Raw genomic sequence first — 16105 nt, forward strand, 5'->3', positions numbered from 1 at the left:
TCATTTCTTCAGGCGGAATTCCGCGGCCTGGGCGTGCGCCTGCAGGCCTTCACCGTAAGCCAGCACCGCGGCGGTCTTGCCCAGCACCTGGGCACCGGCCTCGCTGACCTCAATCAGGCTGGAGCGCTTCTGGAAGTCATACACACCCAGCGGCGACGAGAAACGCGCAGTGCCCGAGGTGGGCAGCACGTGGTTGGGGCCGGCGCAGTAGTCGCCCAACGACTCGGAGGTGTAGGCACCCAGGAAGATGGCGCCGGCGTGCTTGAGCAGCGGCTCCCACTTGTGCGGGTCGTTGGAGGACACCTCCAGGTGCTCGGGCGCGATGCGGTTGGAGATTTCGCAGGCCTCTTCCATGCTGCGGGTGTGGATCAGGGCGCCACGCCCTTCCAGCGAGGCGCGGATGATGTCGGCGCGCGGCATGGTGGGCAGCAGGCGGTCGATCTCGGCTTGCACCTTGGCGATGTAGGCAGCGTCCGGGCACAGCAGGATGCTTTGGGCCAGTTCGTCGTGCTCGGCCTGGCTGAACAGGTCCATGGCGACCCAGTCGGGCGGTGTGGAGCCATCGGCCAGCACGAGGATCTCGCTGGGGCCGGCGATCATGTCGATGCCGACCTGGCCGAACACGTGCTTCTTGGCGCTGGCCACATAGGCGTTGCCCGGGCCGGTGATCTTGTCGACCTTGGGCACGGTGGCGGTGCCGTAAGCCAGGGCGGCCACGGCCTGTGCGCCGCCGATGGTGAAGGCGCGCGACACGCCGGCCACATAGGCGGCGGCCAGCACCAGCGGGTTCTTCTCGCCCTTGGGGGTGGGCACGACCATGATGATCTCTTGCACACCGGCCACATGGGCAGGGATGGCGTTCATCAGCACAGACGAGGGATACGCGGCCTTGCCACCGGGCACATAGATGCCCACGCGGTCCAGCGGCGTGACCTTCTGGCCCAGCAAGGTGCCGTCTTCATCGCGGTATTGCCAGCTGAGGCCGCAGGCTTCTTTCTGGCGCTCGTGGTAGCTGCGCACGCGCTTGGCGGCGCTTTCCAGGGCCTCGCGCTGCACGGCTGGCAGGCTGTCAAACGCGGACTTCAACTCGGCCTGCCCCAGTTCCAGCGCAGCCATGCTGTCCACCTGCAGGTGGTCGAATCGGCCGGTGTACTCCAGCACGGCGGCGTCACCACGCAGGCGCACATCAGCCAGGATCGCGCCCACGCGGTCTTCGATGGCCGTGTCGGTCTCGGCCGACCAATGCAGCACCTTCTGGAAGGTGGCATCGAAATCGGGCTGGGAGGTGGCGAGGTGGCGGATCTGGACGGTCATGAGCAAGAGGATCTCAGAAATCTGACTGGTGCGGGACGTGGACGCGATGGCTTGTGGCTACCGGCGTCATAGCCCCTGGCACACGCTTCACTTCTTCGGGATGGCGGACTCGAAAGCCTGGATCAGGGCGCGGATGGGTTCGCGGTTGAGCTTGAGCGAGGCCTGGTTGACGACCAGGCGCGAGCTGATGTTCATGATCTGCTCGACCTCGACCAGGTGGTTGGCCTTGAGCGTGTTGCCGGTGGACACCAGGTCCACGATGGCGTCAGCGAGGCCAGTCAAGGGCGCCAGCTCCATCGAGCCGTACAGCTTGATCAGGTCCACGTGCACGCCCTTGTTGGCAAAGTGATCGCGGGCAATGGTGGTGTACTTGGTGGCCACGCGGATGCGCGAGCCCTGCTTGACGGCGGCGGCGTAGTCGAAGTCAGCGCGCACGGCCACGCTCATGCGGCACTTGGCGATGTTCAGGTCCAGCGGCTGGTACAGGCCATCGTTGTCACCGTTGACACCGGCGTGCTCGATCAGGATGTCCTTGCCGGCCACGCCGATGTCGGCGCCACCGTATTGCACATAGGTGGGCACGTCCGAGGCGCGCACCAGCACCACGCGCACATCGGGGCGTGTGGTGGGCAAGATGAGCTTGCGGGACTTTTCAGGGTCTTCGGTCACCTCGATGCCGGCTGCGGCCAGCAGGGGCAAGGTTTCTTCAAAGATGCGGCCTTTGGAAAGGGCGAGGGTGATCATTTGGTTCTCTCGATGTCAGCACCGATACCGCGCAGCTTGGCTTCCATGCGGTCGTAGCCACGGTCGAGGTGGTAAATGCGGTCGACCAGGGTCTCGCCATCGGCCACGAGGCCGGCGATGACCAGGCTGGCCGAGGCGCGCAGGTCGGTGGCCATCACGGTGGCACCGGACAGCTTGGGGGCGCCGGTCACCACGGCGCTGTGGCCGTCAACGGCGATGTTCGCGCCCAGGCGGATCAGCTCGTTGACGTGCATGAAGCGGTTTTCAAAAATCGTCTCGTGGATCACCGCGGTGCCTTCAGCCACGCAGTTGAGCGCCATGAACTGGGCCTGCATGTCGGTCGGGAAGGCGGGGTACTCACGCGTGCGGAAACCCACGGCCTTGGGCCGCGCATCGGCCTTGACGCGGATCCAGTCGGTACCGGATTCAATCGACACGCCGGCTTCGCGCAACTTCTCGATGACGGACTCGAGGTGCTCGGCATTGGCCTTGCGCAGGGTGACGTCGCCACCGGTAGCGCCCACGGCGCACAGGAAGGTACCGGTTTCGATGCGGTCAGGAATGATCTGGTGCGCCTGCGCGCTGCTCAGCCCATGGAGCTTGTCCACCCCCTGGATGCGGATGCGGTGCGTGCCCTGCCCTTCGATCTTCGCGCCCATGGCGATCAGCAGATTGGCCAGGTCGGTGATTTCAGGCTCTTGCGCGGCGTTTTCGAGGATGGTTTCACCCTCGGCCAGCGTGGCGGCCATCAACAGGTTCTCGGTGCCCGTCACGGTGACCATGTCGGTCGTGATGCGGGCGCCTTGAAGGCGGGTCGGCAGGCCCTTGGCGTCCAGCGGCGTGCGGGCTTCGATGTAGCCATGCTCGACCGTGATCTGGGCACCCATGGCCTGCAAGCCTTTGATGTGCTGGTCCACGGGGCGCGAGCCGATGGCGCAGCCGCCAGGCAGCGACACGCGGGCGCGGCCAAAACGGGCCAGCAGCGGGCCCAGCACCAGGATGGAGGCGCGCATGGTCTTGACCAGCTCGTACGGCGCTTCGGGCTTGTCGACCCGGCCGGCATCCAGCGTGACGCAGTTGACGTCGTCGGCATGGCGCTCGGCCACGACACCCATGTTGCCCAGCAGCTTGAGTGTGGTGGACACGTCCTGCAGCTGCGGCACATTGGCCAGCGTGACGGGCTCGGCGCTCAGCAGCGTGGCGCACAGGTCAGGCAAGGCAGCATTTTTGGCGCCGGAAATCGTCACTTCGCCTTGCAGGCGACGACCACCGCGGATCAGGAGTTTGTCCATGGGAAAACACAAAGGGCGCGAAGCTGCCGCCAAAGCGGTAGTCGCGCCTGATTAGAGATGAATCGGTGTCGAGCAGAGCGCCAAACGGCCACTTCAGACTGTGAAATCAGGCCTTGGGAGCCTGCTCGGCCCATTCGGCTGGGGTCAAAGTCTTCATGGACAGCGCGTGGATCTCAGCCCGCATTCTATCGCCCAGGGCCTGGTAAACGCGCTGGTGGCGGCCAATCCGGTTCTTGCCTTCGAACTCGGCGGACACGATGGTGGCGAAAAAGTGCTGGCCGTCGCCCTCCACTTCCAGGTGTGCGCAAGGCAGACCGGCGGCAATGTATTGCTGGATTTCGGCAGGAGTGGGGTTGGCCATATTGGACTCGACAGATCAAAAAAGGAAGGATCAGGACCGGATTTTGTACCCGGTCTTGAGCAAACGCAGCGCCAGGGCCGAAACACCCAGCGTGGCGGTCGCCACCACGCCCAGGCTCAGCCAGGGGCTGACGTCGCTGGCGCCGAAGAAACCGCGCCGAAAACCGTCGATCAGGTAGAAGAAAGGGTTGAGGTGGGACAGCCCCTGCCAGAAGCCCGGCAGCGAGTGCACCGAGTAAAACACGCCCGACAGAAAGGTCATGGGCACGATGATGAAGTTCTGAAAGGCGGCCATCTGGTCGAACTTGTCGGCCCACAGGCCGGCGATCAGGCCCAGCGCGCCCAGCAGGCAGCCCCCCAACATGGCAAAGATCAGGGCCCACCAGGGCTCGGCCAAGCCGGGTGGCGCGAACCAGGCCGTCACGATGAACACGCCCGTGCCCACGGCCAGCCCGCGCACCAGCGAGGCGCCCACATAGGCCAGGAACCAGGCGCGGTGCGACAAAGGGGTCAGCAGGACGAACACCAGGTTGCCCGTGATCTTGCTCTGGATGAGCGAGGACGAACTGTTGGCGAAGGCGTTTTGCAGCAGGCTCATCATCACCAGGCCAGGGATCAGGAAGCGGGTGTAGCCCACGCCCTTGAACACCTGGACATGGTCTTCGAGCACATGGCCAAAAATCAGCAGGTAGAGCACGGAGGTCAGCACCGGCGCGCCGATGGTCTGGAAGCTCACCTTCCAGAAGCGCAGCACTTCCTTGACGAACAACGGGCGGGCGCCCTGCACCGAAGCGACCCAGTTCATGCGACCACCTCCAGTTTGCCTGCATTGTTCACCAGGCCCGCTTTGGCGTGATCGCCTTGGTGGCTTTGCATGATCTCGAGGAAGACGTCTTCGAGATCGGCGCGGCCCATTTCCAGGTCCTCGACCTTGCAGTGGGCCTCGCGCAGCTGCGCCAGGATCTGCTCGATCTCGGTGGCGTCATGCGCAGGCAGTTGAACGATGCGGCCTGTGATGCGGGCCTGTGCGGCCAGTTGAGGCGGCAGGGCATGGTCAGTCTTGAAGCGCAGCATGGTGGAGGCGGTGCCCGCCAGCAAGGCGGAAGTGCGGTCCAGCGCCACCAGTTGCCCTTGCTTGAGCATGCCGATGCGCCCGCACAAGGCCTCGGCTTCCTCCAGGTAATGGGTGGTGAGCAAGACGGCGTGGCCCTTTTTATTGAGCTGGGCAATGAACTGCCACAAGGTCTGGCGCAATTCGACGTCCACGCCCGCGGTGGGCTCGTCCAGCACGATCACGGGTGGGCGGTGCACCAGGGCCTGGGCCACCAGCACGCGCCGCTTCATGCCGCCCGACAGCTGGCGCATGTTGGCGTCGGCCTTGTCACTCAGGCCCAGGTTGGCCAGCAGCTCGTCGATCCAGTCGTCGTTGCGACGCAGGCCAAAGTAGGCGCTCTGGATGCGCAGGGTTTCGCGCACCGAAAAGAAGGGGTCGAACACCAGCTCTTGCGGGACCACGCCCAGGGCGCGGCGCGCGGCTGCGTAGTCGCTGACCACGTCGTGCCCCTGCACGGTGACCTTGCCCGAGGTGGCACGGCTCAAACCAGCCAGGATGCTGATCAGGGTGGTTTTGCCCGCACCATTGGGCCCGAGGAGGCCGAAGAATTCACCCTCTTCGATGTCAAAGCTGACGCCCTGCAGCGCCCGCACGGTGCGGCCGCCGGACTCGAATGTTTTGGTGACGTTGTGGAAGGAAACAGCGCTCATGAGGGCATTGATTCTAGAGAATCCGCCATGACCCCATGGTTTCTCAGGCACTGGCTTGAGGGGGCTGCCAGGCTCGTGAGCCCGTCAAACGGGCAGTAACATGCGCCTGCGATGAACCCGTCACCGCCTGGCCAGGTCCAGCGCCGTGACCGCCAATTTGACAGGAGACAAACATGTCCGATCTTCAAGCCCGCTTCGACAAGGCCCTGGCAGACTCCAAGCTGTTGCCCGCCAAGCCCGACAACAACACCCTGCTGCAGATGTACTCGCTGTTCAAGCAAGGCAGCGTGGGCGACGCCACGGGTGACCGCCCTGGCTTCACCGATTTCGTGGGCCGCGCCAAGTACGACGCCTGGGCCGCCCTGAAGGGCAAGAGCCAGGACGAAGCCAAGCAAGGCTACATCGACCTGGTCGAGTCGCTCAAGAAGTAAGCGCACGGACTGACCAAACAAAACGGGCTGCATTGGCAGCCCGTTTTGCTTTGCGGCCAGCCCGAAGATCAGGCTTTGCCGGAAGCCTTGTCAATGATCCGGCCGAGGTTCTTGGCGATCTCGGATTCGATCATCGGCTTGAAGGCCTTCATCATCATGCCCAGCTTGACGTCCAGATCAAAGCTGGTGCCAGTCACGGTCATCAGACCGTTGACACCCATGCGCTCGAACGTGATGGTGTCCTGGTCGGCACCTTCGGTGTGCTTGCACTCCAGGCCCATCTTCTTGGCCGAGTCTTCAGCCCATTGCTTGGCCAGCTCGCGGGCCTTTTCCAGCCCCAGGGTGTGTGCTTGGGAAAACTTGACATCGCTCATGGCGAATCTCCTCGTTGGTCGTCACGGCTGGACACTATAAATAGCCTGCGAACAGTTCGGCAGGTAATATCTCAAACTTGTTCGAAAAGTCCCCTGAACCATGACCGTGACGCGCAACGAACTGCCCCCGACCATCCTGCCGGCGTTGCTGGAGCAGGCTGATGCCATGCGGGCGTTTCGTCGCGATATCCACGCCCACCCGGAGCTGTGCTTCCAGGAAGAACGCACCGCCGATCTGATCGCGCAGACCCTGCGCAATTGGGGTATCGAGGTGCACACGGGCCTGGGCAAGACCGGTGTGGTCGGCGTGATCAAGGGGCGACCCGGCAAGCGTGCGATCGGCCTGCGCGCCGACATGGACGCCCTGCCCATGACAGAGCACAACACCTTTGCCCACGCCAGCCGGCACCAGGGGCGCATGCATGCCTGCGGCCATGACGGGCACACGGCCATGCTGATGGCGGCCGCCCAACACCTGGCCGCGTCGCGCAACTTCGATGGCACCGTGTATGTGGTGTTCCAGCCTGCAGAAGAAGGTGGTGGTGGCGCGCGGGAGATGATCCGCGATGGCCTGTTCACGCGCTTCCCCATGGATGCCATCTTCGGCATGCACAACTGGCCGGGCATGGAAGTGGGCGAGTTCGCCATCAAGAACGGCCCCTGCTTTGCATCAAGCAACGAGTTCCTGATCACCATCCGCGGCAAGGGTTGCCATGGCGCCATGCCGCATCTGGGCGTGGACCCGGTGCCCATTGCCTGCCAGCTGGTGCAGTCCTTCCAGACCATCCTGACGCGCAACATGCGCCCGATCGAAACCGGCGTCATCTCGGTTACCATGATCGAAGCCGGGGAAGCCACCAACGTGATCCCGGAGTCGGTGACCATGCAGGGCACCGTGCGCACCTTCACCACCGACACGCTGGACCTGATCGAGACGCGCATGCGCGAGATGACGCAGCATGTGTGCGCGGCCTTCGGTGCCACGGCGGACTTCGAGTTCAGCCGCAACTACCCGCCCACCATCAACCACCCGGCTGAAACCGCTTTCGCGCGCCAGGTGATGTACGAGGTAGCCGGCGCCGACAAGGTGCGCGAGTTCGAGCCCACCATGGATGCGGAAGACTTCAGCTACTTCCTGCAGGCGCAAGCCGGTGCCTACTTCGTGATCGGCAATGGTGATGGCACGCACCGCGAATCAGGCCACGGCATGGGGCCCTGCATGCTGCACAACCCCAGCTATGACTTCAATGACGAATTGATCCCGCTGGGCGCCACGCTGTGGGTGAAGCTGGCGCAACGCTGGCTGGCCCAGGACTGAACCCGCACTACGCGGGCATCCCGCCCACCTGGCGGCTCGCCTGACGCGTGGCCCACAGGCGCCAGCACAAGGCCGCCAACAACAACAGTGTCGGCACGGCATAAAGGGGCTGGGCAGCGATGCGCTTGCCATTGGCCACCAGAAAGCTCAGCCAGATGTAGTGCAGGCCCCAGGTGTGCAGGCGCGCCCACCAGGTGGGGCCCAGCCAGCGCGCACTGCGGTCGAACGAGGTCAGGCCCATCGCCCAGATGAAGGCATAGGCCAGGCCGCCGCTGATGCGGTTGCCCAGTGGCGCCAGCGTGTTGAACAGATCCGGCGCCATCAGGGCCAGTGCGAGGATGCCCGCTGCATGGACGGTGTGCGAGGCCACGAACAACCACCCCCATTGGCGGCGATGCGTGCGCTGCCAGTTGGACCAGGCCCCAGGCCAGGTGCGCACCGCGGCCTGCGCCGTATAGGCCAGCAGGAAGAACAGCAAGGATGTGCGCGCGGTGGCCCGGATCAGCAGGCGCACGCCATCCACGCCGGGCAAGGCCTGCAGACAAGCCAGCGCCATCAGGCCCAGCACCAGGGCCCCGAGCCACCACACCAGCGGGTTGGGCCGAGCGCTGAAACGTGGGGGCTGAATCATGATGGGGCTCCTCTGGTGGATGAATTTGTGCCGCATCTTAGGCAGCGCGATGAGCGCAGACCAAGCAAAATACGCACTGCTTACATTGCACCCCCAGGCTGCCATGCCCTTGACTCCACGCCCCTATCACCACGGCAACCTTCGCCAGGCCTTGATCGACATGGCCGTGACCGTGGCCGAGGAAACCGGCAAGGACATCATCAGCGTGCGGGAGGTGGCCAGGCGGCTGGGCGTGTCTTCAGGCGCGCCATTTCGGCACTTTCCCGACCGCGAATCGTTGATGACGGCGGTGGCCGAAGAGGCCCTGGTGCGCCTGCGGCTGCGGGTCGAGCGCGACCAGCTTGATGCGCCCGCCGACCCGATCGCCCGACTGAAGGCGCTGGGACGCACCTTCATCCAATGGGCATTGCACAACCCCACGCAGTTCCGACTGGTGTCGTCGCGCCGCCTGTTCGAATTCGACCGCTCCGCCAGCCTGCCGGTGCACTTCGACGCGGTCCGCCAGATCACCATGGACCTGGTCGAGCAAGCCCAGTTGGCAGGCCTGCTGCCCGCGGGCTCCCTGCCCGAGATGGCCCTGGCCTTACGCGCGCTGGCTTATGGCCTGGCGCGCATGCAGGTGGATGGCCAACTGCCGCAATGGCGAGTGGACACCAGCGAGACCGAGCGCACGCTGATCGCGGCGCTGGACCTGATCGTCGACGGGCTCAGCCGGGCTCGCCCTGCTCCCAGTTGATGCGGTTCCATTGCAGGGCGCGGCTGCGCCAATGCTCCTCGATGCTCTGCACGAAGTCCGGGCGGACCAGCTTGCCCCGGTTGATCAGCCAGTCCTCATCTTCATGGCGGATGACCACACCTTCCAGCGAGCCCTCGCGGTAGTGGCTTCGGTGGGTTTGAACCCACTCGATCAACACGGGCAGCGTGGTCAGGCCCTGGCTCACACGCGGCACCTCGCGCACCTGGAGCTTTTGCGCCAGCTCGTGGCGGCGGCGGGTGCTCCAGAAACGCCCCGTGGCGCGGTCGTACACGTCAAAGGCGAGGTACCAATCGGGCAGGGCTTCGTAGTCCAGCGAGTGCTGGGCGGCACACCATTCGCCAAACAAGATGAGTTGGTCACCCAGCGCATCAAACAAGGCGTCTTCGCGGATCGCCAGCCATTCATCCAGGCGCGTGAACTGGCCGCCATAAGGCTTGTTGAGGTACTGGCCGCGGTTCTGCACGTGCAGCACGCCCTCTGCATTGAAGGAGATGCCCATGTTGGCACCGTCGAGCTTTTCTTCGACCACGACCGGGTGATCCAGCAAGGCCTTGACCTCATCGGGTGCCAGCACCTTGTCATCACGGGGGGTGCCCGATGCCAGCCAGGCGATGTGGGGCGTATGCGGGAAACGGAAGAACTCACTCATGGGCAGACCTCACTGACCAAACTTGTGGGCGTGGAACTCGCGCAGTTCCGCATCACATAGAAACTGAACACGCACGCCGTGCGCTGCCAGAGCGGCCGACCAGTCCAGCCACTTGCAATCGGCTGCCTGCAGGATGGGCGGCGCTTCTGGGTGAGTGCGGGCCACGGCCACGAATTTGCGGTCCGAGGCATCAAAGCTGTTCAAGGCTGAATCAATCGGAAAGGCCTCGTAGCCCCGCCGCTCATCGGGTGCAATCTCGACCAGGTCGCAGCGCGCGGGGTTGTCCATGTTGTGCAGCACCCAACGCAAGAAGGCATCCCCCTTGCCCAGGCCGTCACTGGCGTGGGTCTTGTGCTGGTACTCACGCACGATCTCGAAGCCGGCGTCCAGCGCCAGGCGGCCGGTGGCCATCAGCTCGTCCAGCCAATGGGCGCAGCGCGCCGCGCACTCGCTCGACACCCCGGGGTGCTGGCCATTGGCCACCAGGATCACATTGGTGTCCACCACGTAGGTGGCGGCGCGCGGGCCGTCAGGCTCGGTGGGCCAGGGGGGCATTTCAAGGCGATGGGCATGCGTCATGGTCAGCCTTGATTTTGCGCCCAGGCAGGCCTCGAGGATGTGGTGCGATATCCACTGAGACGCCCCGGCCCTCACAGACGCTATGCTTGGCCCATGTACGCGCAATATTTCGGCCTGAAACAGGCGCCGTTCTCGATCGCGCCCGACCCGCGTTACCTGTATATGAGCGAGCGCCACCGCGAGGCCCTGGCTCACTTGCTGTATGGCGTGGGTGGGGGCGGTGGTTTCGTGGTGCTCACGGGCGAGATCGGCGCGGGCAAGACCACGGTCTGCCGCTGCTTCCTGGAGCAGATCCCCCGCCGCACCAACGTTGCCTACATCTTCAACCCCAAGGTCACGGTGGGCGAGCTGCTCAAATCGGTGTGCGACGAGTTCCGCATCCCCTATGAGCACCAGGGCCCGGGCCAGGCCACCATCAAGGACTACGTTGACCCGCTCAACGAGTTCCTGCTCAAGACGCACGCGGTCGGCCAGAACAATGTGCTGATCATCGACGAGGCACAGAACCTCTCGCCCGATGTGCTGGAGCAATTGCGCCTGCTGACCAATCTGGAGACGAGCGAGCGCAAGCTGCTGCAGATCATGCTGATCGGCCAGCCCGAGTTGCGCACCATGCTGGCCCACCCCGAGCTGGAGCAACTGGCCCAGCGCGTGATCGCGCACTTCCACCTGGACGCCTTGTCTGAAGAAGAAACGGGGCAGTACATCCAGCACCGCTTGTCCGTGGGCGGGCTCAAGCGTGGCCGCCTGTTTGACAGCAAGGCCGTGCGCCGCATCCACCAGTTGACCGGCGGCGTGCCCCGGCGCATCAATCTGCTGTGCGACCGCGCGCTGTTGGGTGCCTATGTCGAGAACAAGGCCAAGGTGGACAGGCAGATCGTGGACAAGGCCGCTCAAGAGGTCTTTCAGACACCCAGGTCGGGCCATGCCGCCGCGCCCAGTGGGAAGTCGGGTTCCGCCGGCGCACCACCGCGATCCAGCAGCAAGAAGGCACAGGAGCCATGGATGCCCTGGTTGGCCGGTGGCCTGCTGTTCACGGCCATCGCCGGCATTGGTGGTGCAGCCTGGTTGCATCAGCACCAGCGTGCACAGGCCATCAAGCTGACAAGCAAGGCCAGCGGCGTGCCAGACACCAAGGGGCACAGTGCCGCATCAGGGGTGCGCCCCGGCGCTTCGGCCTCTATCCCGGGCGGCACCATCAGCACCACGCTGGCCGCGCCCCCCATTGATGCCCGAGGCGTCTACCAGGCGGCCTTCCGCAAGGAGAAGGACGCGCTGCGGGCACTGGCCCCGCTGTGGCAAGTCACCTTGAGCGAAGCCGGCGACACCTGCACGCAAGCACAACTGCAGGACCTGGCCTGCTTTCGCAACAGCGGCGGGCTGGCGCTGATCCGCCAACTGGAACGCCCGGTCGTGCTGGCCCTGCATGACGACAAGAACCAGGCGATCTATGCCCTGCTGACAGGGCTCAAGGACCAGACCGCCTTCATCACCCTGGATGGCCGCCCCTATTCGCTGCCCTTGGGCACCCTGGCCACCATGTGGCGCGGCGACTTCACCACCTACTGGCGCACGCCACCGGCCTTTCACGCCAAGATCCTGCCCGGAAACACCGGCCCGGTGGTGGATTGGCTGGCGCTGCAACTGGCCCGGCTGGACAAAACCCCGCCGCCCAGCGGCAAGCAGGTATTTGACGCGGGCATGCAGTCGCGGGTGTACGCTTTCCAGATGGCGCAGGGGCTCAAGCCCGATGGCGTTGTGGGCGCCACCACCTTCATGCTGGTCAACCGCGCCGTGGGGATCCAGGAACCCAGGCTGCTGACGGGCCAGACCACTGCGAGACGAGACGATGTCCTACATCCTTGATGCCCTCAAGAAGGCCGACGCCGAACGCGAACGTGGGACGGTACCCGGCCTGCATTCGCAGCCGCTGGGCCAGGTGGACGACGACGGCGAAGCCACGCGTCGCCCGGTGGCCCCCGCCATGTGGCTGGTAGCGGGTGCGGGCATCTGCCTGATTGCGGTCTTGAGCTGGCAGCTGTTGAGCCGCCCCTCCGCACCGACGACCGAGCCAAACCCAACGCCCACGGCAGAAGCGCAGCCCATGAATGGGACGCCAGCGGAGCCCACGCAGGCACCCGCAGCGGCTGAGCAGCGCATGCCAGCGCCGCCCATTGCTGCAGCACCGCCATCCGCACCCGCTGACCGGCCTCCGGCCATGACACCGCCGCTCCGGCCTGCCGCACCACCCGCCCCACCATCCCCCACGATGGTGCGCGAGGCCCCATCCCGCGCCCCGGCAGAGCCAGTGCGGGCCACACCGAAGCCCACCGCCCAGGCAGCCCCGGCCGCAGCGCGCATCCCGACCATGAACGAGTTGCCCGACGACATCAAGCGCGAGTTACCGCAACTGATGATCGGTGGCGCCATGTACTCGGACACACCCGCCAGCCGCATGCTGATCATCAACAGCCAGGTATTCCACGAAGGGGATCAGCCCTATCAAGGCCTGGTGTTGGAAGAGATCCGCCTCAAGTCTGCCGTGTTCAAGTACCGCGGCTACCGTTACGCCATCAACTACTGACCTCGTTCAAGGGCCAGTCCAGCCGGGCGAGCAGTCCCCCACCTTCTCGGTGCAACAAGTCAAGCCGAGCCTGATGCGCCTGCGCGATGCGCTCCACGATGGCCAGGCCCAGTCCCGCCCCGCCCTGCATGTGCGAGCGGGCCTCGTTGCCTTGCGCAAAGGGGCGCTTGACCTGATCGACCGCTGAAGCCGCAATACCCGGCCCGCGGTCCATGACCTCGATGAACAGGCGCTGCTGCGCCACCCGGGTCACCACATCAATGGGTGGGCGCCCGTGCCGTTGCGCGTTGACCAGCAGGTTGAGCAAGATGCGGCGCATGGCATGCACGGGCAGATTCAGTTGCGGCACTTCGCCCAGGCTCAGCCGGACATCCGCCGCGCCCGCGTCATCCAACACGCACATGGCCAAGGTCTCACGCACCAGGTCATTGACATCCACCTGAAGCAGCGGCTCCTGTGGTGCCCCGACCTCACGGCTGGCGCGGGTGAAGTCCATGAACTGTTGCAACAGGTGCGCCATCCCGTCAATGCTGCGGTCCACGCTGGCCAGCAAGGCCGCATCGCCCTGGCCTTGCAGCATCTCTGTGGCCAGGCGGATCTTGGTCAATGGCGTGCGCAGATCGTGTGACAGGCCCGCCAGCATCAGGGCCCGCTCCCGCTCGTGGTTGGCCAGATTGGCCGCCATCTCATTGAAGCCCTTGGCGACGGTTGCGATCTCGCTGGGCCCGTCTTCAGGCAGGGCCGGCACACGCTCGCCTCGCCCCAAAGCTTGCGCTGCATCGATGACACGCGCCAGTGGCCGATTCAGCCTGCGCTGGATCAGCCATGCACCCCAGATGGCCAGCAGCGCCGTGATCACCGAGCCGATGACCCAGGTGCGCGGCACACCTTGCGAGGACACCAGGCCAGGTACGGTCATCCAGTAGTGCGCCCCCTCCAGCGTGATCTGTATAGCCAGGGGCTGACCTGGCTCACGACGCCACTGCACCTGCCCCCCTTCTGTCGATAGCACCCGGCTGATCTGGTCGATATAGGCCTGCTCCAGCGGAGAGAGCCGGCGCGAGATCACAGCTTGCGGTGCCGGGGCCGCATCAAGGCCTTGCGCCGCGGGCGCCTGCGCGTGTGCATTCATGCGGTCCAGAAAAGCCTGCCGCTGGCTTTGCGGTAAGGCAGCCAGCCCCGCCTGCAAGGCCTCGATGTGCCGCGCCGCGCTTTGCGCCGACTGCCTCACGCGTGGCTTCATCACCAGCTCCCGAAACAACACGGCGCTGGACACTTGCGCCACCACGATGAGCACCGCAATCAGCAGCATGTTGCGCTGGAACAGGGACCGGGGCCAGACCTTCATGCGGCCCCCTGCCCTGGCTCGCCAGGTTCAGGCACGAACACATAACCCACGCCCCATACCGTCTGGATATGGCGCGGGTTGGCTGGATCGGCCTCGATCAGGCGACGCAGGCGCATGACCTGCACATCGATGCTGCGGTCTGTGGCCTCATGGTCTCGCCCCCTGGTCAGCTCGATCAGGCGGTCCCGCCCCAAGGGGCGGTTGGCGTTCATGGCCATGGCATGCAGCAGGTTGAACTCCACGGTGCTCAAAGCCACATCGGCCCCGTCACGCAACAGACGACGCTGCGCGGCCAACAGCGTGAAGCGCCCAAAGCACACGGGTTCCTCGCCTAGGGGCCCACCATGCGCGCCCAGCATGCGCTGGCGACGCACCATGGCCTGCACGCGCGCCAGCAACTCCCGCGGGTGAAAAGGCTTGGGCAGGTAATCGTCCGCCCCCATCTCCAGGCCCAGGATGCGGTCAACCGGGTCGCCTCTGGCCGTGAGCATCAGGATCGGCACCGTTTCACCTTGCGCACGCAGGCGACGGCACAAGGACAGACCGTCCTCACCCGGCATCATCACGTCCAGCACCAGCACGTCGAAGCGCTCACGCGCCAGCAGCTTCTCGGCAGCGGCGGCATCACTGGCCACGCGCACCGCCATGCCCTGCTCCCCCAGATAACGTTGCAGGAGGCTGCGCAGTTCGGCCTCGTCGTCGGCAATGAGGATACGGGCGGGGTCGGTCATGGTGTGTCGTGTCGGCTTGCGTTCGATGATAGGTGCAGCCTGATGGACTCAGCGCCAGGCCCTCCAGCCGCCTGGTCATGAAATCATGACAAACCATGACAAAGCGCCTGACCATGTCATCGCTTGCCATGCAAGTCACGTTGTGTGTCCAGCACGATGCCCCTGTTTGCGAGACAGTCTGTTCACCCCAACACGCCTGTTTCCCGAACCGGCACCAAAACAAGGACCCCACCATGCGCTCACTCGCCCTGACCACCCTCGCACTGGCCTGTTCGCTGAGCAGCCAGGCCGCCGACCTGAGCACCCGCGTCCCGCTGGCGCAGCGTGAGATCGCGGCACACCGCACGGCCAAGGAGGCCGCCGCTTGCGTCGCCGCCCAACCCTTTTACTGGGAAGTGGGCAACGCGGAACGGACGCTGGCCAGCGGGCAATCGGGCGATCAGGCACCAGGTGCGCAGACCAAACTGGCCCTGGCCTCCGCCTCCAAATGGCTGTATGGCGCCTACGTGGCCGAACAGCGCCAGGGCAAACTCAACAACGAGGACCTGCAGTTCCTCAACTTCCAGAGCGGCTATACGCGCTTTCGGGTCTGCCTGCCCAGGCAGACCGTGGGCGAATGCCAGGCCAGCATGCTCAACGGCCAAGGCCGCATCGACAATGAGACCGTGGGCCTGTTCGACTACAACGGCGGCCACATGCAAAAGCACGCCACCTTGATGGGGCTGGGCATGCTGAACAAGGATGAACTGGCCCTGGCCATCCGACGTGGCCTGCACCTGGGCCCGGATTGGGCCCTGAGCTACAGCCAGGCACAACTGGCCGGTGGCGGCGTGAGCACGGCAGCCGACTACGCCCGCTTCCTGCGCGCCACGCTCAAGGGCGACCTGCAGATGGGCGCACTGCTGGGCTCACACCCCGTGTGCACCAACCCGCAGACCTGCCCCAAGGAGGCCGTCAAGACACCCATCCCACAAACCGAAACCTGGCACTACGCGGTAGGACACTGGGTAGAAGACGATCCCAAGGTGGGCGATGGGGCGTTCAGCAGCCCGGGTGCTTTTGGCTTCTACCCCTGGATCGACGCCAGCAAGACCTTCTACGGCATCGTGGCCCGTGAAGACCGCAGCGGCTTGCGCTCGGACGAGCCCGATCAGAAACCCGCCGTGCAATCGGTGGATTGCGGCCGCCTGATTCGCGCGGCCTGGCTCACTGGCCAAGCCCAACCTTGA

At 65.1% G+C, this 16105-nt stretch carries 18 protein-coding genes; 6 read left to right on the top strand and 12 right to left on the bottom strand.

Annotated features, from left to right (window positions below; all coding sequences use genetic code 11):
- From hisD to HY019_RS02390, 6 genes are all read right to left on the bottom strand, one after another.
- Entirely contained in the window at positions 1 to 1314 is a 1314-nt protein-coding gene (hisD, locus tag HY019_RS02365; RefSeq protein ID WP_290689133.1) for a histidinol dehydrogenase, read from the bottom strand.
- Positions 1315 to 1401: 87 nt separating this feature from the next.
- Positions 1402 to 2058: an ATP phosphoribosyltransferase gene (hisG, locus tag HY019_RS02370; RefSeq protein WP_035035423.1), complete on the bottom strand. Its 657-nt coding sequence runs from the start codon at positions 2056 to 2058 to the stop codon at positions 1402 to 1404.
- Complete coding sequence (murA, locus tag HY019_RS02375; protein WP_290688068.1) at positions 2055 to 3350, bottom strand: UDP-N-acetylglucosamine 1-carboxyvinyltransferase; 1296 nt, start codon at positions 3348 to 3350, stop codon at positions 2055 to 2057. Before murA ends, hisG begins: the two co-directional genes overlap by 4 nt.
- Before the next feature lie 106 nt (positions 3351 to 3456).
- Complete coding sequence (locus HY019_RS02380) at positions 3457 to 3711, bottom strand: BolA family protein (RefSeq protein ID WP_290688069.1); 255 nt, start codon at positions 3709 to 3711, stop codon at positions 3457 to 3459.
- Between the two features lie 30 nt (positions 3712 to 3741).
- Positions 3742 to 4515, bottom strand: a complete 774-nt coding sequence (locus HY019_RS02385; RefSeq protein WP_290688070.1) for an ABC transporter permease — start codon at positions 4513 to 4515, stop codon at positions 3742 to 3744.
- Positions 4512 to 5474 (bottom strand): ABC transporter ATP-binding protein, encoded by a 963-nt coding sequence (locus HY019_RS02390; protein ID WP_290688072.1) that lies wholly within the window; start codon positions 5472 to 5474, stop codon positions 4512 to 4514. The genes HY019_RS02385 and HY019_RS02390 overlap by 4 nt, the downstream gene beginning before the upstream one ends.
- 173 nt (positions 5475 to 5647) lie before the next feature.
- Here HY019_RS02390 and HY019_RS02395 point away from each other — a divergent pair, with 173 nt between their 5' ends.
- Positions 5648 to 5905 carry an acyl-CoA-binding protein gene (locus HY019_RS02395; protein ID WP_035035437.1) on the top strand — a complete coding sequence of 86 codons (258 nt, stop codon included), beginning with the start codon at positions 5648 to 5650 and terminating at the stop codon, positions 5903 to 5905.
- 68 nt (positions 5906 to 5973) lie between these two features.
- On the opposite strand, the gene HY019_RS02400 is transcribed toward HY019_RS02395, so the two are convergent.
- Positions 5974 to 6279, bottom strand: a complete 306-nt coding sequence (locus HY019_RS02400; RefSeq protein ID WP_035035442.1) for a polyhydroxyalkanoic acid system family protein — start codon at positions 6277 to 6279, stop codon at positions 5974 to 5976.
- A gap of 100 nt (positions 6280 to 6379) precedes the next feature.
- Between HY019_RS02400 and HY019_RS02405 the strand changes: the two genes are divergently transcribed.
- Complete coding sequence (locus HY019_RS02405; RefSeq protein WP_290688073.1) at positions 6380 to 7597, top strand: M20 aminoacylase family protein; 1218 nt, start codon at positions 6380 to 6382, stop codon at positions 7595 to 7597.
- A gap of 7 nt (positions 7598 to 7604) precedes the next feature.
- Here HY019_RS02405 and HY019_RS02410 read toward each other — a convergent pair whose 3' ends face one another.
- Positions 7605 to 8228, bottom strand: a complete 624-nt coding sequence (locus HY019_RS02410) for a hypothetical protein (protein WP_290688075.1) — start codon at positions 8226 to 8228, stop codon at positions 7605 to 7607.
- Positions 8229 to 8331: 103 nt separating this feature from the next.
- On the opposite strand from HY019_RS02410, the gene HY019_RS02415 reads away from it, so the two are divergent.
- Positions 8332 to 8964, top strand: coding sequence for a TetR/AcrR family transcriptional regulator (locus HY019_RS02415; RefSeq protein ID WP_290688076.1), 633 nt, complete (start codon positions 8332 to 8334; stop codon positions 8962 to 8964).
- On the opposite strand, the gene HY019_RS02420 is transcribed toward HY019_RS02415, so the two are convergent.
- Positions 8936 to 9634: an RNA ligase family protein gene (locus HY019_RS02420; RefSeq protein WP_290688077.1), complete on the bottom strand. Its 699-nt coding sequence runs from the start codon at positions 9632 to 9634 to the stop codon at positions 8936 to 8938. The two genes, HY019_RS02415 and HY019_RS02420, sit on opposite strands and share 29 nt — an antisense overlap.
- Before the next feature lie 9 nt (positions 9635 to 9643).
- Entirely contained in the window at positions 9644 to 10213 is a 570-nt protein-coding gene (locus HY019_RS02425; RefSeq protein WP_290688078.1) for a hypothetical protein, read from the bottom strand.
- A gap of 93 nt (positions 10214 to 10306) precedes the next feature.
- Here HY019_RS02425 and HY019_RS02430 point away from each other — a divergent pair, with 93 nt between their 5' ends.
- The gene (locus tag HY019_RS02430; RefSeq protein WP_290688079.1) at positions 10307 to 12079 is read left to right on the top strand and encodes an ExeA family protein; all 1773 of its coding nucleotides are present in this window, start codon (positions 10307 to 10309) and stop codon (positions 12077 to 12079) included.
- The gene (locus HY019_RS02435) at positions 12063 to 12797 is read left to right on the top strand and encodes a general secretion pathway protein GspB (RefSeq protein WP_290688081.1); all 735 of its coding nucleotides are present in this window, start codon (positions 12063 to 12065) and stop codon (positions 12795 to 12797) included. The genes HY019_RS02430 and HY019_RS02435 overlap by 17 nt, the downstream gene beginning before the upstream one ends.
- Here the strand turns inward: HY019_RS02435 and HY019_RS02440 are convergent.
- On the bottom strand, positions 12787 to 14145 hold the full coding sequence (locus HY019_RS02440) for an ATP-binding protein (protein WP_290688082.1): 1359 nt from the start codon (positions 14143 to 14145) through the stop codon (positions 12787 to 12789). The genes HY019_RS02435 and HY019_RS02440 overlap by 11 nt on opposite strands.
- Complete coding sequence (locus HY019_RS02445) at positions 14142 to 14876, bottom strand: response regulator (RefSeq protein ID WP_290688083.1); 735 nt, start codon at positions 14874 to 14876, stop codon at positions 14142 to 14144. Before HY019_RS02445 ends, HY019_RS02440 begins: the two co-directional genes overlap by 4 nt.
- 233 nt (positions 14877 to 15109) lie before the next feature.
- On the opposite strand from HY019_RS02445, the gene HY019_RS02450 reads away from it, so the two are divergent.
- Positions 15110 to 16105, top strand: a complete 996-nt coding sequence (locus tag HY019_RS02450; RefSeq protein ID WP_290688085.1) for a hypothetical protein — start codon at positions 15110 to 15112, stop codon at positions 16103 to 16105.

The sequence above is a fragment of the Aquabacterium sp. genome, from assembly GCF_016195855.1.
Lineage (GTDB): Bacteria > Pseudomonadota > Gammaproteobacteria > Burkholderiales > Burkholderiaceae_C > Aquabacterium.

Bases quoted from the DNA above. Each gene is read 5' to 3' on its own strand.
- hisD (WP_290689133.1), bottom strand. From the start codon at position 1,314: ATGACCGTCCAGATCCGCCACCTCGCCACCTCCCAGCCCGATTTCGAT.
- hisG (WP_035035423.1), bottom strand. From the start codon at position 2,058: ATGATCACCCTCGCCCTTTCCAAAGGCCGCATCTTTGAAGAAACCTTG.
- murA (WP_290688068.1), bottom strand. From the start codon at position 3,350: ATGGACAAACTCCTGATCCGCGGTGGTCGTCGCCTGCAAGGCGAAGTG.
- HY019_RS02380 (WP_290688069.1), bottom strand. From the start codon at position 3,711: ATGGCCAACCCCACTCCTGCCGAAATCCAGCAATACATTGCCGCCGGT.
- HY019_RS02385 (WP_290688070.1), bottom strand. From the start codon at position 4,515: ATGAACTGGGTCGCTTCGGTGCAGGGCGCCCGCCCGTTGTTCGTCAAG.
- HY019_RS02390 (WP_290688072.1), bottom strand. From the start codon at position 5,474: ATGAGCGCTGTTTCCTTCCACAACGTCACCAAAACATTCGAGTCCGGC.
- HY019_RS02395 (WP_035035437.1), top strand. From the start codon at position 5,648: ATGTCCGATCTTCAAGCCCGCTTCGACAAGGCCCTGGCAGACTCCAAG.
- HY019_RS02400 (WP_035035442.1), bottom strand. From the start codon at position 6,279: ATGAGCGATGTCAAGTTTTCCCAAGCACACACCCTGGGGCTGGAAAAG.
- HY019_RS02405 (WP_290688073.1), top strand. From the start codon at position 6,380: ATGACCGTGACGCGCAACGAACTGCCCCCGACCATCCTGCCGGCGTTG.
- HY019_RS02410 (WP_290688075.1), bottom strand. From the start codon at position 8,228: ATGATTCAGCCCCCACGTTTCAGCGCTCGGCCCAACCCGCTGGTGTGG.
- HY019_RS02415 (WP_290688076.1), top strand. From the start codon at position 8,332: ATGCCCTTGACTCCACGCCCCTATCACCACGGCAACCTTCGCCAGGCC.
- HY019_RS02420 (WP_290688077.1), bottom strand. From the start codon at position 9,634: ATGAGTGAGTTCTTCCGTTTCCCGCATACGCCCCACATCGCCTGGCTG.
- HY019_RS02425 (WP_290688078.1), bottom strand. From the start codon at position 10,213: ATGACGCATGCCCATCGCCTTGAAATGCCCCCCTGGCCCACCGAGCCT.
- HY019_RS02430 (WP_290688079.1), top strand. From the start codon at position 10,307: ATGTACGCGCAATATTTCGGCCTGAAACAGGCGCCGTTCTCGATCGCG.
- HY019_RS02435 (WP_290688081.1), top strand. From the start codon at position 12,063: ATGTCCTACATCCTTGATGCCCTCAAGAAGGCCGACGCCGAACGCGAA.
- HY019_RS02440 (WP_290688082.1), bottom strand. From the start codon at position 14,145: ATGAAGGTCTGGCCCCGGTCCCTGTTCCAGCGCAACATGCTGCTGATT.
- HY019_RS02445 (WP_290688083.1), bottom strand. From the start codon at position 14,876: ATGACCGACCCCGCCCGTATCCTCATTGCCGACGACGAGGCCGAACTG.
- HY019_RS02450 (WP_290688085.1), top strand. From the start codon at position 15,110: ATGCGCTCACTCGCCCTGACCACCCTCGCACTGGCCTGTTCGCTGAGC.